The sequence below is a fragment of the Spirillospora sp. CA-108201 genome (genome assembly GCF_050936235.1).
Classification (GTDB): Bacteria; Actinomycetota; Actinomycetes; order Streptosporangiales; family Streptosporangiaceae; genus Spirillospora.
On record NZ_JBNJNE010000001.1, the window covers coordinates 243119 to 258193 of the forward strand.

At 70.6% G+C, this 15075-nt stretch carries 13 protein-coding genes; 12 read left to right on the forward strand and 1 reads right to left on the reverse strand.

Features of this window, described 5'->3' with window-relative positions; genetic code table 11:
* Positions 1-39: 39 nt before the first annotated feature.
* Genes ACQEU6_RS01160 through ACQEU6_RS01175 form a run of 4 tightly spaced genes read left to right on the forward strand, consistent with a single transcriptional unit; the run spans position 40 to position 3453 of the window.
* Positions 40-357, forward strand: a complete 318-nt coding sequence (locus ACQEU6_RS01160) for a hypothetical protein (RefSeq protein ID WP_499328711.1) — start codon at positions 40-42, stop codon at positions 355-357.
* Positions 354-800 carry a Zn-ribbon domain-containing OB-fold protein gene (locus ACQEU6_RS01165; protein WP_499328712.1) on the forward strand — a complete coding sequence of 149 codons (447 nt, stop codon included), beginning with the start codon at positions 354-356 and terminating at the stop codon, positions 798-800. The genes ACQEU6_RS01160 and ACQEU6_RS01165 overlap by 4 nt, the downstream gene beginning before the upstream one ends.
* Positions 800-1972, forward strand: coding sequence for a thiolase C-terminal domain-containing protein (locus ACQEU6_RS01170; protein ID WP_499328713.1), 1173 nt, complete (start codon positions 800-802; stop codon positions 1970-1972). The genes ACQEU6_RS01165 and ACQEU6_RS01170 overlap by 1 nt, the downstream gene beginning before the upstream one ends.
* A gap of 35 nt (positions 1973-2007) precedes the next feature.
* Entirely contained in the window at positions 2008-3453 is a 1446-nt protein-coding gene (locus tag ACQEU6_RS01175; RefSeq protein ID WP_499328714.1) for an aldehyde dehydrogenase, read from the forward strand.
* Positions 3454-3528: 75 nt separating this feature from the next.
* On the opposite strand, the gene ACQEU6_RS01180 is transcribed toward ACQEU6_RS01175, so the two are convergent.
* The gene (locus tag ACQEU6_RS01180) at positions 3529-4671 is read right to left on the reverse strand and encodes an acyl-CoA dehydrogenase family protein (protein WP_499328715.1); all 1143 of its coding nucleotides are present in this window, start codon (positions 4669-4671) and stop codon (positions 3529-3531) included.
* A gap of 148 nt (positions 4672-4819) precedes the next feature.
* Between ACQEU6_RS01180 and ACQEU6_RS01185 the strand changes: the two genes are divergently transcribed.
* From ACQEU6_RS01185 to ACQEU6_RS01220, 8 genes are read left to right on the forward strand one after another with little or no spacing between them, the layout of a single operon-like run.
* Positions 4820-5998, forward strand: coding sequence for an aromatic ring-hydroxylating oxygenase subunit alpha (locus ACQEU6_RS01185; protein WP_499328716.1), 1179 nt, complete (start codon positions 4820-4822; stop codon positions 5996-5998).
* 26 nt (positions 5999-6024) lie between these two features.
* On the forward strand, positions 6025-7014 hold the full coding sequence (locus ACQEU6_RS01190) for a GNAT family N-acetyltransferase (RefSeq protein ID WP_499328717.1): 990 nt from the start codon (positions 6025-6027) through the stop codon (positions 7012-7014).
* Between the two features lie 46 nt (positions 7015-7060).
* Positions 7061-8587 carry a class I adenylate-forming enzyme family protein gene (locus ACQEU6_RS01195; RefSeq protein WP_499328718.1) on the forward strand — a complete coding sequence of 509 codons (1527 nt, stop codon included), beginning with the start codon at positions 7061-7063 and terminating at the stop codon, positions 8585-8587.
* A gap of 2 nt (positions 8588-8589) precedes the next feature.
* Positions 8590-9327, forward strand: a complete 738-nt coding sequence (locus ACQEU6_RS01200) for an SDR family oxidoreductase (protein WP_499328719.1) — start codon at positions 8590-8592, stop codon at positions 9325-9327.
* 58 nt (positions 9328-9385) lie between these two features.
* Positions 9386-10597, forward strand: a complete 1212-nt coding sequence (locus ACQEU6_RS01205; protein ID WP_499328720.1) for a CaiB/BaiF CoA transferase family protein — start codon at positions 9386-9388, stop codon at positions 10595-10597.
* Positions 10594-12126: a class I adenylate-forming enzyme family protein gene (locus ACQEU6_RS01210; RefSeq protein WP_499328721.1), complete on the forward strand. Its 1533-nt coding sequence runs from the start codon at positions 10594-10596 to the stop codon at positions 12124-12126. The genes ACQEU6_RS01205 and ACQEU6_RS01210 overlap by 4 nt, the downstream gene beginning before the upstream one ends.
* On the forward strand, positions 12123-14438 hold the full coding sequence (locus ACQEU6_RS01215) for a molybdopterin-dependent oxidoreductase (protein ID WP_499328722.1): 2316 nt from the start codon (positions 12123-12125) through the stop codon (positions 14436-14438). The genes ACQEU6_RS01210 and ACQEU6_RS01215 overlap by 4 nt, the downstream gene beginning before the upstream one ends.
* Complete coding sequence (locus ACQEU6_RS01220) at positions 14435-15067, forward strand: PaaI family thioesterase (RefSeq protein WP_499328723.1); 633 nt, start codon at positions 14435-14437, stop codon at positions 15065-15067. The genes ACQEU6_RS01215 and ACQEU6_RS01220 overlap by 4 nt, the downstream gene beginning before the upstream one ends.
* The last annotated feature ends 8 nt before the right edge of the window (positions 15068-15075 follow it).

Consider the following 15075-nt stretch of genomic DNA (forward strand, 5'->3'; position numbering starts at 1 on the left):
CGCCGTCCGCCCACTGCGAACACCTGCGAGGGAGCCGCCATGACCGACGAGCCCGCCGAGTTCCGGAAGCTCTACGAACGTCACACCGGGTACGTGCTCGCCGGGGACTTCAAGGCGTCCCTCGCGGACATGGTCCAGTCCGTCATCCCCGCGGTTTTCGAGGGCGTCGTCGTACCGCGCGGCAAGGTCCTGAACCGGACCATCGTCGACGTCCGCAAGGAGGGGGACCGCTGGGTCGGCGACACCGTCTACGAGACTCCCGACGGCCTGATCGGCCTGCGCTCGTTCTGGGTGCTGCACGAGGGCGCCTGGCGGGCCGCCGAGCTGGAGAACTTCCCCGTCGAGGCCGCGACGTGACGGCGGTCGGGACCGGGGGCTTCCCGGCCGGACCGGCGGCCGACCGCCGCGATCTCGATTACTGGGAGGCCTTGCGGCATGGCCGGCTCGTCGTCCAGCACTGCGGCTCGTGCGGTGCCTGGCTGCCGGGGAGCCGGATCATGTGCCCGCGGTGCCACGGCTTCGAGGTGGACTGGCGACCGGTCGCCGCGAAGGGGCGCGTCTTCACCTGGTGCCGCACCCATTACCCCTACATGAGCGAACTGGCGGACCTCCACCCCTACGTGTCCGTGGTGGTGGAGCTTCCCGCCGCGGGCGGCGTCCGGGTCCTCGGCATGCTCGACCCGGGCTCCGCGGCCGTCCGGATCGGGGACCCGGTGGACGGCACCGTCGTGATCCCGCCGGGCTCCGAATGGCCGGTCCTCCGGTGGACCCGGGTCCTCCCCGGCGGGGAGGCCGGCTGATGGCCGGCATGCGCGGCGCGGCCGCCGTCGTCGGGATCGCGGATCTGCACCACAAGCGGGGCAGCGGACCGGGCGAGTCGCGGATGGTCCTGGAGGCCATCCTCGCGGCCTGTGCCGATGCCGGTGTCTCCCCCCGGGAGATCGACGGCTTCACGTCGTTCGCCGGGGGAGACCTGTCCGGTCCCGTCCTCGGCGCCGAACTGGGAATCGACGAACTCCGCCACTCCTCGATGGTGTGGGGAGGCGGCGGCGGTGGTGCCGCGGCGGCCGTCGTCAACGCCGCCGCCGCGATCGCTTCGGGGCAGGCCGAGACGGTGGTGGCGTTCCGCTCCATGTCGGAGCGCCAGACCGGCCGGCTCGGGTACGCCAAGTACTACTACGACAACCACTACCTGTCGGCCGGCGTGGGCGCTCCGGCCCAGGTGTGCGCGCTGCGCACCCAGCGGCTCCTGGAGGAGGGCGGGGTTCCGGCCAGTGCGATGCGCGCCCTGGTCATGGCGAACTACCACCACGCGCAGCGGGATCCGGCCGCGATGGGTTTCGGGCGACCGCTCGACGTCGCGGCCTACGAGTCCTCCCGCCTGATCGTAGAGCCCTTCCATGTGTTCGACTGCTCGCGGGAGAACGACGGGGCCGTCGCCCTGGTGCTGGTCTCGGCGGAGCGGGCGAAGACCCTGGCCGACCGCCCGGCGTACGTCATCGCGGGAGCCCAGGGTGCGCCCGGTGGCTACGCCTCCCTGTCCGAGAACGACGATCCTTACGGCACGGCCGGGTTCGGCCCTGGGGCTCGCGGCGGCGGGGTCGCTCGCCGGCTCTGGGACGCGGCCGGGCTCACGGCCGATGACGTCGACGTGGTGCAGGTCTACGAGAACTTCAGCGGCCCCGCAGTGGCGTCCCTGATCGACCACGGCTTCGCTCCGCCGGGGGCCGCGGCCGGTGAGGTGCTCACCTTCGAGAACCTGATCGTCGGCGGCTCGCTGCCGGTCAACACCAATGGCGGCAACATCGCCGGCTCGTTCGTCAACGGCATGGGGCTCGCGGCGGAGGCCGTCCGCCAGATCCGCGGCGGATCCCCCAACCCCGTGCCGGAGGCCAAGACGTCGCTGTTCATCGGGGGCCCGATGGCGCCCCTGGTCAGCTCCGTGCTCTTCGGCGACGCCGACGTGCTGTGACCGACGACCATCCGGCGGCAACGGAGGACTCAGACATGGACCGCAAGGAATTCTTCATCGACGGCGCCTGGGTCGCCTCACGCGACGGCGGCACGCACCAGGTGATCGAGGCCGCGACGGGGCAGCCGCTCGCCAAGGCGGCGATGGCGGGCACGGCCGACATCGACGCGGCGGTCGGCGCGGCCCGTCGGGCGTTGGCCGGGCCCTGGGGCGGGCTCGGAAACGCGGGACGCGCCGTCCTTCTCGACCGGTTCGCCGGTGAGCTCCAGGCGAGAGGCCGGGAAACGGCCGAGACGGTGACTCGTGAGAACGGCATGCCGATCAAGATGTCGAAGTCGGTCAACGGCTACGGCCCCGCGTTCATGGTGCGCTACTACGCCGAGCTGGTCCGCGGCCTCGGTGCCGAGGAGAGCCGACCCAGCGCCGCGGGCGGCCGGACGATCGTGCGACGCGAGCCCGTGGGCGTGGTCGCCGCCATCACCCCGTGGAACTACCCCCAGCCGCTGGCCGCGATGAAGCTGGCGCCGGCCCTGGCGGCCGGGTGCACGGTCGTGCTGAAGCCGTCCCCGGAGACGGCGCTCGACGCCTACGCGTTCGCCGAATCGGCCGTGGCCGCGGGGCTGCCCGCCGGCGTCGTCAACGTGGTGCCGGGCGGGCGCGAGGCGGGTGCCCACCTCGTCGAGCACCCGGGTGTGGACAAGGTGGCCTTCACCGGCTCGACGGTCGCCGGCCGCGCCATCGGCGAGGTCAGCGGACGGCTGCTGCGCCCGGCCACGCTGGAGCTCGGAGGCAAGTCCGTGTCGCTGGTGGCGGACGACGCCGACCTCGACCTCTTCTCCGCACGGCTGCTCGACGTGTCCCTCCCGAACAACGGCCAGACGTGCCATGCCGGCACCCGGATCCTGGCGCCCCGCGGACGGTACGACGAGGTGGTGGACGCGATCACCGAGACGGTGCGCGGCTACCGGGTCGGAGATCCGCTCGACCGGAGCACCCAGATCGGTCCGATGGTCAGCCGGGCCCAGCGGCAGCGCGTGCTCGACTACATCGAGATCGGCAAGTCGAGTGGGGCGCGCCTCACGGTCGGCGGCGGCATCCCTGTCGACCTCGCCGAAGGGTGGTTCGTGGAGCCGACCGTATTCGCGGACGTGGACAACGGCGACGTGATCGCCAGGGAGGAGATCTTCGGCCCGGTGCTCGCGGTCCTGCCGTACGACACGATCGACGAGGCGATCGCGATCGCCAACGATTCGGACTACGGGCTCGGCGGTACCGTCTGGACCGCCGACGAGGAGCGGGGCATCGAGATCGGCCGCCGGATCCAGACCGGTTCCTTCGGGGTGAACCACTACGAGCTGGACCTCGATGCACCCTTCGGAGGCGTGAAGGGCAGCGGCCTGGGGCGCGAGCTCGGTCCCGAGGGGCTGGAGCCGTACCTGGTGTACAAGTCCATCTACCTCGGTGCACCCGCGGCCTCCTGAACACCTTCACCACCCGGACGGTACGAGGGAAGGCGGCCCCTGGCGCGGTGGGCCGCCTTCTCCCGCCGGGACCGGTCAGGGACGGCCGATCAGGTCCTTCTGGACGATCTCCTTCATGATCTCGTTGGTCCCGCCGTAGATCCGCTGGATCCGTGCGTCCACGAAGGCCTTCGCGACCGGATACTCCATCATGTAGCCGTAGCCGCCGTGCATCTGGACGGCGGCGTCGACGACCCGGCCTTGCAGGTCCGTGGCCCAGAACTTCGCCTTGGCCGCGTCCGCGGTGCTCAGCGTGCCCTGGTTCCACTCGCGGACGCAGCGGTCCACATAGGCACGGGACACCTCGATGGCGGTCCGCAGTTCGGCGAGCTGGTGGGCGAGTACCTGGAAGTCGGCGATCCGCTTGCCGAAGGCCGTGCGCTCGCGCGTGTAGTCGAGCGTCCAACCGAGGGCCGCCTCGGCCGACGCCTGCCCGGCGATCGCGATGCCGAGCCGTTCGAGCGGCAGGCTCTGCTTGAGGTAGTCCAGTCCGGCTCCGACCTCCCCCAGGAGGTTCCCGGCGGGCACGTGGACGTTGTCGAAGAACAGCTCGGCGGTGTCCTGGGCGTGCAGGCCGATCTTGTCCAGCTTGCGCCCGCGGGAGAAGCCGGTCATGCCCTCCTCGACGACGAACAGGCTGAAACCCCGCTCGCCGGTCTTCGCGAAGACGATCACGAGGTCGGCGAGGATCCCGCTGGTGATGAACGTCTTCGAGCCGTTGACGACCCAGCCGTCCCCGTCGGGCACAGCCGTGGTCTCGATGCCGCGCAGGTCGGATCCGGCTCCGGGCTCGGTCATGGCGATCGCGCCGATCGTCTCGCCGGTCACGAAACCGGGGAGCCACCGCCGCTTCTGCTCGCCGTCGGCATGGCGGAGGAGGTAGTTGAGGACGATGTCGTCATTGGTGGAGAAGCCCGACTGGAGCGCAGCGGCGCCCGCCTTCGCGATCTCCAGCTGGACGATCACCCGGAAGCGGTAGTCGGCCTCCCCGGGGCCGCCGTACTCCTCGGGGACGGCGAGGCCGAGCAGCCCCTGCCTCCCGGCCGCCCGCCAGGTCTCCCGGTCGATGAGGCGATCGCGGTCCCACCGCTCCAGGTTCGGCTCGACATGACGCTTGACGAACTCGGCGACGGTCCGGCCGAACTCGAGGTGATCACTCTCGAAGAGGTCGCTCTCCACGGTCGTACTCCATGATCGGTGACGGTGGGCAGGGTCATAACCTAAGAGTAATAGGTTTTGTGGCGGTCGGGCAAACGTCGGGGGTTGCCGCTTTAATCTAGAGACGTTAGTTTAAGTGCAGTGCTCAAGTCGCCTGAGGAGTGTGGAGATGGCCGTCACGGATGAGGACCGCGAGGCAAGGATTCGACGGCTGCTGGGACTGCTGCGCGAAGAGAGGACGGACCTCGCGGAGTCGACCAGGCCCTTCGGCCCGGGCGAGTTCACCGACCCGGTCCTGGCCCGGAAGGAGCGGGACCTGATCTTCGGTTCGGTGCCGACCATCGTCGCCCACCGGTCGCAGCTGCCCCGGCCGAACGATTTCATCACTTTCGCCATGCCGCGCAACAAGGTCATCCTCATGCGGCAGAAGGACGGCTCGGTCAAGGCGTTCGTCAATGCCTGCCGGCACCGCGGAGCCATGCTGGAGGAAGCGCCCGCCGGTCGTTGCCGCATCTTCTCGTGCGGCTACCACCGCTGGTCGTACGACCCGGACGGCTCCCTGCGGACGGTCACCTACGAGGAGTCCTTCGGCGATATCGACCGTTCCCGGCACGGCCTGGTGGAACTGCCCGTGGAGGAGCGGCACGGGTTCATCTGGCTCGTGGACCGGGCGGGCGCGGGGATCGACGTCGCCGCGTGGCTCGGTTCCGAGATGGACGCCGCGCTGGCGGGCTATGGGATCGAGTCGCTCGTGAACTACCGGGAGGAGACGTTCCTCGAACCGGTCAACTGGAAGATCATGCAGGACGCGTTCCTTGACGGATATCACATCAAGTACGCGCACCCGAACACGGCGGGCAAGATCATCCACACCAACGTCCTCGCCGTCGAGGACTACGGCCGGCACGCGCGCTTCCTCTCGGCCCGCAAGACCCTGGACCGCTGGCTGGAGGAGGACCCCACCGGGCAGTCCCTGGCCAAGGACGTCACCGAGTCCCACTATGTCGGTCCCAACAGCACCTTGCTGAGGCTGCCCGACCACTTCGAACTGCTCACGTTCCGCCCCCATGAAACCGACCCGGGGCAGTGCCACATGCAGATGCGCGTCCTCGTGCCCACCTTGGCGGACTCGGGGCTGGACCAGGAGGCCTGGGACCGCCGCTGGGCCAAGAACTGGGACATCCTCCTGGCCGTCCTCCACGAAGAGGACTTCCCGCTTCTGCGCGCATCGCAGCAGGCTCTGGGCAGCGCCGACGCCGGTGGCATGCTCATCGGCCGCAACGAGGTCGTCAACCAGATCTTCCACCGGGAGATCCAGCGCCTCCTCGAAGTCGGCGCCCCCCGGTGACGGGACCCGCCGGTGCCGAGCGCCCGATGATCAACCATGCCGTCGCCGGCAGCCTGCGCGGGCCGGATCTCGAGGACGCCCTCCGGCTGGTCGAGGACGCCCGGGCGTACGACGAGGAGGCCGGATTCACGCGGATCCCCGAGGAACTCGTCCGGCAGGCCGACGGTGCCGGGCACGCGGTCCGTCACCTGCTGATCCGCGGCAGGCTCGACGACCTCGCGTGGGACGGCGAGGGAGGCGACCTGCTCGCGTACGCGCACCTGACCGTGCAGGACGGGAGGGGGCTCCTGCGACTGCTGGTCCATCCCGACCATCGATCACGAGGGGTGTCGACACTGGCCGTCGAGACGATCGGCCTGGAGATCGGCGCGGACGGCTGGCTGGGGTCGGGCGCCCGCACGGTGCGCGGCTGGGCCTACGGGCACCATCCCGCCGCCGAGCGGCTCGCCCGGCGTTTCGGCCTGCCCTGCATCGCCCGCACCTGGCTCCAGGTCCGCCCGCTGACCGGCCCCTGCGCGCTGGATCCTCCGGCCGCCCCGCTGCCGGAGGGGATCGTGCTGGAAGCCGTGGAAGGCGCGGTCGACGACGCGCTCGTGTGCGAGTGCGAGTCGGTGATGGCGCGGAGCGGACTCTCTGAGCAGGCGAACCAGCAGGTCGTCTCCGGTCTGGTCGCGGGCGGTGCCCGGGGCCTGCTGGCCCGGCGGGTGGACGGCGTCCCCGTCGGCCTGGTGCTCGCCGATGAGGAGCTCGGCGTCTTCGAGACCCGTGTGGCAGGGACCCTGCGCGCCCTTGCCGTTGCCGGGGAGTCCCAGGGCTCGGGCCTCGGGCTCGCCCTGGTGACGAGGACCCTGGCCGCGTTCGCCGAGCGGGGCGCCGGGGCCGCGCTGATGCGGATCGATCCGGCCGACGAGCGGGCGCTCCGGCTGGTGCGCCGACTCGGTTTCGAGCGCAATCAGGACGACGCGCTGTACGGCTTCGGCGAGCAGACCGCCGAAAACCGGGTCTTGCCCGAATAATCTATAGCCGTTAGTTTAATCTCACTCGGAGCGGAGGAGTTGGTACATGAGCGGCACCGTCGTCGACGCCCTGACCTGGTGGGCGCGCAACACCCCGGACTTCGTCGCCATCGACTTCGACGGTGACCCGGTCACCTATGCTCAGCTCAACACGTGGGCCGACGGCGTCGCCGCCGGGCTCAAGGCCGATGGAGTCGAGGCCGGGGACCGCGTCTCGATCGTCGGGGCCAACTCCCTGGAATGGTGCGTCGCCGCGCTCGCCGGTTTCAAGGTCGGTGCGATCGTGGCCCCGTTCAACCACCGGATGGTGGTGCGTGAACTGGCGGACCTGGTCGACGACTGCGAGCCGGCCGTCGTCTTCGCGGACGAGGGCGCCCTCGCGGAGCGCCTTCGGCAGGTTCAGGACGGCGGCGCGGAGTTCCGGCTCAGGACCCTCCAGGCGGACGTCCGGCCGCTTCGCGGCGGTGCGCACGCCCCGATCCCGAACCGCGCCGCGGACCTGCGGGACCCGACCGCGATCGTCTACACCAGCGGAACCACCGGCAAGCCCAAGGGCGTCATCTTCACGCACGCCACCATCGCCGGTGAGATGCACGAGTGGCACCTGATCGAGCAGATCCCGCCTCAGGGGCTGCGGACCATCCTGGTCCTTCCGCTCTTCAGCGCCGCCGGCATCATCTGGGGCGTCTCCCGGGTCACGCTGCACGGTGGAACCCTCTTCCTCCAGCCGGGCTTCGTACCCGAACGCGCGCTCGAAGTGATGGCCGCCCACAAGATCACCACTCTTACCGGCCCGCCGATCCTCTTCGAGCAGATCTCCCGCGTCGACGGCTTCGAGGAGGCCGACCTCTCCTCGCTCACCACGGCCCACTGCGGAGGAGCGCGGGTGCCGGCCGACCTGCTCAAGACCTGGTTGAAGAAGGGCGTCGCGCTGCGGCAGATCTACGGCCAGACCGAGATCGGCGGCTCGGCGACGGCCACCCCGCGCGCCGAGGCCCACCTTCACCCCGAGAAATGCGGCTTCGGCGGCATCTTCACCAAGATCCGCGTGGTCGACCCGGCGGGCGACGATCTTCCTCCCGGCGAGCAGGGAGAGATCCTGCTGAGGGGGCCGGGCATGATGCCGGGCTACTGGCGCAACGAGGAGGCGACCCGGGCCGCCTTCGCCGACGGCTGGCTGCGGACCGGAGACATCGGGAGGCTGGACGAGCAGGGCTACCTGACCTACGTCGACCGCCAGAAGGACATGATCATCTCTGGTGGCCTCAACATCGCCCCGCTGGAGATCGAGCAGGTCATCCAGAGTCTTCCGGGCGTCAAGGAGGTCGCGGTCATCAGCGTCCCCGACGCCAAGTTCGGCGAGACCCCGGCGGCACTGATCCGCACGGAGGCGCCGCTCGAGATCGCCGACGTCGTCGCCTGGTGCAACGAACGGCTCGCGGACTACAAGGTGCCGCGCTACGTCGTCTTCGTCGACAGCGACCTGCCCCGGATGGCCAGCGGCAAGATCGCCAAGCGCGTCCTGCGCGCGGAGTGCGCCACTCTCCCCGAGACGACCGCGAAGGTGCGTTGAGCGTGTCGAACGACAAGGTCGCCCTGGTCACCGGGGGAGGACGAGGTATCGGTACGGCGATCTCCCGGCGCCTTGCCGAGGAGGGGTTCGCCGTCGCGGTGAACTACTCGCGCAGCGCCGACGGCGCGAAGGCCGTGGTCAAGGAGATCGAGGCCCTCGGTGGGCGCGCGGTCGCCGTACGGGCGGACATCAGCGCGGCGGAGGAGGCGGCCGGCCTGGTCGCCGCCACGACCGAACTCCTGGGCGCGCCGACCGTGCTGGTCAACAACGCCGGCTTCAACCAGAACGCCTCGGCGCGCTCACTCGGCCCCGACGCGTGGGACCGCGTGCTGGGCGTGAACCTGCATGGCGCCTACTACTGCACCCACGCGGCCCTGCCCGGCATGTACGCCGCCGGCTGGGGACGGGTGGTCTTCTTCGGAAGCCCCAGCGGCGGCCGGTCCATCGCACCGACCATGACGGCGTACGCTGCGGCCAAGGCCGGGCTCGTGGCGATGGCCAAGGTGCTCGCCAAGGAGGTCGGCCGCCGGGGGATCACCGCGAACACGATCGTGCCGGGCTTCGTCGACACCGACATGGTCCGGGACTCCGGTGCCGGGAACAGCGAGATCATGCACGCGACATGGCCGGAGATCCCCGCCACCGCGATCGCCGACGCCGTGGCCTTTTTGGTGAGCGATCGGGCCGCCTACGTGTCCGGCGAGGAACTCGGCGTCTGGCTCGGCGGTCCGACCGGCTGACGACCGTCTCGCACCTCGCACTCCGAACTGGCTCGCACTCTGACCCGAAGGGGCGCCCATGCCGGGCTACTCGCTGCTCAACGGGATCCGCGTCCTGGAGATGGCACAACTCGCACCGTCCTCCGTCGGCGGGCACCTGGCCGACCTGGGCGCCGACGTGATCAAGATCGAGTCGGGCGCCGGAGACGGGGTGCGCAGGGGCGGCGCGGACGCGGTGGGCGCTCCCGACGGACCGGCCTTCATGCACCTGCGCTGGAACCGCGGCAAACGAAGCGTCGTCCTCGACCTGCGCGGCGACGAGGGCAAGAGGGCATTCCTCGCCCTGGCGGAGCAGAGCGACGTGGTCATCGAGGGCACTCGCTCGGGGTATCTGGCCTGGCTCGGCCTGGGACCGGACGTGCTCGCCGAACTGAAGCCCTCCCTGGTCTTCTGCAGCATCTCCGGCTTCGGGTCCGACGGGCCCTGCAGCCGGCTGGGCTCGGGCGGCCCCGTGTTCGATGGGTACGCCGGACTGCGCACGGTAAACCTGCCCGAGGAGCCGCCCACGGAGGGCATGGCGGGGGCGACCGGTCCCAGCATCGCCATGTACGCGCTCGGTGCTTACGGCGCCATGGGCGTGCTCGCGGCCGTCCTCGACGCGCGGCGCACCGGCGCAGGGAAGCGGATCGAGGTGGCCGGGGTGGATGTCGCGGCAGGCTGGATCCCCGACGAGATCGACGCCGCCCTGAACCGGGACCGGACGGTGCTGCGCGACGGATGGCTGCCCGACGGGCGCCTGCCCGACTGGCCCCGCCTGGAGGCCTACCGGACGAAGGACGGGGGCGCCATGCTCTTCGGCGCGCACGTCGAGAAGTTCTGGCGGAGCTTCTGTGCCGCCGTGGGCCGCGAGGACCTGCTCGAATACGACCTCACCACCGTGGACGAGGGATCGCTCGACCGTGCCGAGCACGTCTGGCGGGAACTGAAGAAGATCTTCGCCGAGCGCACCCGCGCCGAGTGGACCCGGTTCTTCCTCGCCCACGACATCGCCGGAGGGCCCGTCAACACGGTCGACGAGCTCGTCCGCGATCCGCACTTCACCTCCCGCGCGAGCACCTACCGGCTCTCCACCGGCTACGGGGAGCTCGAGCTCGCCGCCTCGCCCGTGCGGGTGGCGGGGGAGACCTTCTCGCCGGAGCAGGCCCCGGCACTCGGTGCCGACACCGCGACGGTCCTGGCCGACCTCGCGCCCCCGACCTCTCTCGACCCTTGGAACCAGGACGCCTCATGAACATCAACGAACTCGTACGGTACTGGGGCCGCACCCGCCCCGACCAGGATGCGATCGTCTTCAACGACACCGCTCTGACCTGGCGCGGGCTCGACGCGGTCTCGGACGCGCTCGCGCGCGGTCTCGCCGCCAGGGGAGTGCGGCGCGGCGACCGGGTCGGCATCCTGATGACCAACAAGCCCGAGGTCGCCGCGCTGATGCTGGCGACCGTGAAGCTCGGCGGGATCTCCGTCCCGCTCAACTTCCGGCTCCGCGGCAACGAGCTCGCGCCCATGATCGAGGACGCCGCGCCCAAGCTCGTCGTCGCCGACGGCAACTTGGCCGGCCTCCTGGAAGAGGCTCGGCTGCAGACGGAGTTCGAGATCTTCGCCCTGGGGGGCGGAGACCTGCCGCCGTACTCGGACCTGCTGGTCGAGGACGGTCCGGTGCCGTTCATCGACATCGACGACACCGACCCCGCGTTCATCTGCTACACCTCCGGCACCACCGGCGTGCAGAAGGGCGCCCTGCTCACGCACGCCGGCATCCTTTCGGTCGGACAGTCCGCGGCGATCGCGCACGGACTGTCCGGCAGGGACCGTGTCCTCGCCGCCGCCCCGCTCGTCTACACCGGGTCGGGGATCTCGGTCTTCATGCAGTTCGTGGTCTACCCGGGCTCCACCATGGTGCTGCTGCAGGACTTCGACGCCGAACGCGCCCTCGACATCCTCGAGGACCACCAGATCACGGCCACCACGATGGTGCCGGTCATCTGGGAGCGGATGATGGCGCTGCCGAAGTTCGGCACGGCCAAGCTGGCCGACTTCACTTTCGCGGGCGCCGGTGGGGCGCCAGTCCGCCTGGACCTGCTCGAGGCCTTCCGTTCGCGCGGCATCCCGCTGACCCAGGTCTACGGTCTGACCGAGGCGTCCGGGCTGGCGTCCTCGATGCGCTACGAGGACGCGGTCAGCCGCCCCGGATTCTCCGGTCTGCCGCTGGTCGGGACCGACATCCGCATCGCGGGGACCGAGGGCGGCTTCGCGGCCCCTGACGAGGTGGGCGAGATCCTGATCAAGGGCCCGCACGTGATGAAGGGCTACTGGCGGCGGCCCGAGGCCACGGCGGAGACCGTCGTGGACGGCCGGCTGCGCACCGGCGATGTCGGGCTCCAGGACGAGGAGGGCTTCCTCAAGCTGGTCGATCGGAGCAAGGACATGCTGATCTCGGGTGGACTCAACGTCTACCCGGCCGAGATCGAGCGGGCGCTGGCCGGCGTCGACGGAGTGCTCGAACTCGCCGTGATCGGTGTGCCCGACGAGGCCTGGGGCGAAGTCCCGATGGTCGTGTTCCGCTGTGACGGCGACCCGCAGGAGGTGGCATCCCGCTTGGCGAAGGTGTCCCAGGGACGGCTGGCGGGTTTCAAGCAACCGCGCCATGCGATCGTGAACGACGGCCCGCTACCGCGCACGTTCTCGGGCAAGTTGGCGAAGGTGGTGCTGCGAGAGCGTTTCACCACCGTTCCCGAGCACGCCATCACCCTCAAGGGATGACGGACCAGCGGAAGGCGTCTCGTACCGGATTGCGGATCTGCCCGCTGTGCGAGGCAACGTGCGGCCTGGAGTTCACGCTGAGGGGACGGGAGGTGCTGTCCGTCCGGGCTGACGATGCGGACGTCTTCAGTGCCGGCCACTCCTGCGCGAAGGGAATCGGCCTCAAGGAACTGGACAACGATCCAGACCGGCTGACCACGCCGTTGGTGCGCCGCGATGGGGAGCTGCAGTCCGCGACCTGGGCGGAGGCCTTCACCGTCATCGCCGAGCGGCTGCTGCCGATCCTGGAGCGCGACCGCCAAGCGGTGGGAGTCTACGCGGGAAACCCGTCGGCCCACACGCTCGACCATGCGCTCTACTTGGGCTCCCTGCTCGGCGCGCTCGGCACGCGGAACGTCTTCTCACCGGCGAGCCTGGACACGCTCCCGCAGAACGTGGTCAGCATCCTGATGTACGGCACCGGGCTGAGCCTCACCGTGCCCGACCTCGACCGCACCGACTTCCTGCTGGTGCTGGGCAGCAATCCCATGGTCTCCAACGGCAGCACGGTCACCGCGCCGGGGATCCATCGCCGCTTCACCGACCTGCGGAAGCGCGGCGGCCGCCTCGTGGTGGTCGACCCCGCCCGCACTCGCACCGCCGAGATCGCCGACCAGCACCTGGCCATCCGCCCGGGGACGGACGCCTACCTTCTGATGGCGATGCTGCACGTCATCGCGGTCGAGGACCTGGTGCGGACAGGTCCCGCCGGGGATCACATGGACGGCATCGAGGAGGCGCTGGCGGTCGCCGCCGATTTCCCGCCCGAGGCGGTCGCCGGCGTCGTCGGTGTCGAGACCGGTGTGATCACCGCGCTCGCCCGCGAGTTCGCGGCCGCGCGCCGGGCCGTCGTCCACGGGCGGATCGGCACATGTGCACAGGAGTTCGGCACCGTGACGAGCTGGCTGATCGAGATTCTGAACATCGCCACCGGACGGCTCGACGCCGAGGGCGGAGCCATGTTCGCGACGCCTCCCGCGGGGGGCCCGAACACCTGGCCCGCAAGCATGCGCGAGGTCGTCTTCGACCGCTGGCGGTCGCGGGTCCGGGGCCTTCCCGAAGCCATGGGGGAGCTGCCCGCCGTCACGATGGCCGAGGAGATCCTCACGCCCGGTCCCGGGCAGGTGCGAGCCCTGCTCACCCTCGCCGGCAACCCGGCCAGGAGCGTCCCCGGCTCCGCCCGCGTCGAGGCCGCGCTGGACGACCTTGAGTTCATGGTCAGTCTCGACACCTACCTCAACGAGACCACCCGGTACGCCGACGTGGTGCTGCCGGCACCTCCGCTCACCACCCGCGGGCACTACGACATCGCTCTCACCCACTTCCAGATCCGCAACGTGGCCCGGTACTCCTGGCCGCTGCAGGAGGTGGCCGAGCACGAGCTTCCCGAGTGGAACGTCCTGCTGCGACTGGCGGCCCTCGTCGCGGGAAGTGCGGCCACCGTGGAGGAGATGGACGACGAGATCGCCGCCCGGCAGGCCCGGCGCGCCGCCAAGCTCGCCGGAGTCCCCGAAAGCCGGGCGACCACGTCGATCGACGGGCTCACCGGCCCTGACAGGCTCATGGACCTGCGCCTGCGGAGCGGCCCTTTCGGAGACCGTTTCGGTGCCGAACCCGGAGGTCTCACCCTCGCCCTGCTGCGGGAACACCCGCACGGCATCGACTGCGGTCCGCTGCGGCCGCGGGTCCCGGAGGTGCTGCGGACGCCGGGCGGCAGGATTGACGCGGCGCCGCGACCGGTGCTCGACGACGTCCCGCGGCTGCGGCGCCGGCTCGCCGACGACTGGTCCGACGGACTGCGCCTGGTCAACCGCCGGCAGCGACGCGGGATGAACTCGTGGCTGCACAACGCGCTCGCCCCGGCCGACGCCGGCCAGTGCGCGCTGCTCATGCACCCCGCCGACGCGGGGGAGCGGAACCTCGTGGACGGTGAGCGGGTCACGGTCACCTCGGCGGTCGCCTCGGTCGCCGCCGAGCTCAGAGTGACGGACTCGATGCGCCCCGGCGTGGTCAGTCTTCCGCACGGCTGGGGCCACGACGGCGGCGGGCTCGCGATGGCGCGGGCGTCGCGGGTCCCCGGCGCCAACGTGAACGCGCTCAACGACGACCGGCTCGTCGAGCCGCTCACCGGCATGCCGATCATGACCGGTGTTCCCGTGACCGTCTCCCCGGCACTGGTGAGCGAACCGCCCCCGCCGGAGCGGGGGCGCGATCCCCGGCAGGAATCCTCGGCACTTCCGGCAGACGACCAGAATTTCTTGGAGCTGACATGAATCCGTCCGATCTACGTGTGTCCGGTCTCAGCGGCGAGGCTTCATGGGACGACCCGGTGCGGCCGACCAGTCCGGGAGCCCACGGCTTCAGCGACCTCATCGACGCGTTGCGCGAGGCGCAGGAGGCGGTCACCCGTAGCCGACCGAGCGGAACGGCATGCGCTGAGGCCGCGCGGCTTCTCCGGCAAGCCTCCGGGCTCCTCGACCCCTTCGAGGTCGGCGAGGACGAGCAGTTGGCCGGCCGGTTCTGGGGCGAGGCCGGTCGGGCGCAGGCACTCGCGCCGTCCATCCACATCGACGCGGTGACGCCGTCGGAACTGCGGGGGACCGTCACCTTCGGACGATTCCATGCGGGGCGCGGAGCCGTCCACGGCGGCGTGCTCCCGCTCGTCTTCGACGAGGTCATGTCCCGCCTGGGCAACGCCTACGGACGCCCACGCGGTCGGACGGCCTACCTCAAGACCGATTACCGAGCGCTCGTTCCCGTGGGCGAGCGGCTGGACGTCAGGGCATGGCTCGAATCCGAGCAGGGCCGCAAGCGTTACCTGCGTGCCGAGTTGAGCCGTGGAGGTCAACTCCTCAGCGAGGCCGAGGGCCTCGTGGTGGTGTTGCGCGCGGGACAGCCCTAGCTCTCGGT

Coding starts and splice junctions, on each gene's coding strand:
- ACQEU6_RS01160 (WP_499328711.1), top strand. CDS start 40: ATGACCGACGAGCCCGCCGAGTTCCGGAAGCTCTACGAACGTCACACC.
- ACQEU6_RS01210 (WP_499328721.1), top strand. CDS start 10,594: ATGAACATCAACGAACTCGTACGGTACTGGGGCCGCACCCGCCCCGAC.
- ACQEU6_RS01185 (WP_499328716.1), top strand. CDS start 4,820: ATGGCCGTCACGGATGAGGACCGCGAGGCAAGGATTCGACGGCTGCTG.
- ACQEU6_RS01195 (WP_499328718.1), top strand. CDS start 7,061: ATGAGCGGCACCGTCGTCGACGCCCTGACCTGGTGGGCGCGCAACACC.
- ACQEU6_RS01215 (WP_499328722.1), top strand. CDS start 12,123: ATGACGGACCAGCGGAAGGCGTCTCGTACCGGATTGCGGATCTGCCCG.
- ACQEU6_RS01205 (WP_499328720.1), top strand. CDS start 9,386: ATGCCGGGCTACTCGCTGCTCAACGGGATCCGCGTCCTGGAGATGGCA.
- ACQEU6_RS01175 (WP_499328714.1), top strand. CDS start 2,008: ATGGACCGCAAGGAATTCTTCATCGACGGCGCCTGGGTCGCCTCACGC.
- ACQEU6_RS01170 (WP_499328713.1), top strand. CDS start 800: ATGGCCGGCATGCGCGGCGCGGCCGCCGTCGTCGGGATCGCGGATCTG.
- ACQEU6_RS01190 (WP_499328717.1), top strand. CDS start 6,025: ATGATCAACCATGCCGTCGCCGGCAGCCTGCGCGGGCCGGATCTCGAG.
- ACQEU6_RS01220 (WP_499328723.1), top strand. CDS start 14,435: ATGAATCCGTCCGATCTACGTGTGTCCGGTCTCAGCGGCGAGGCTTCA.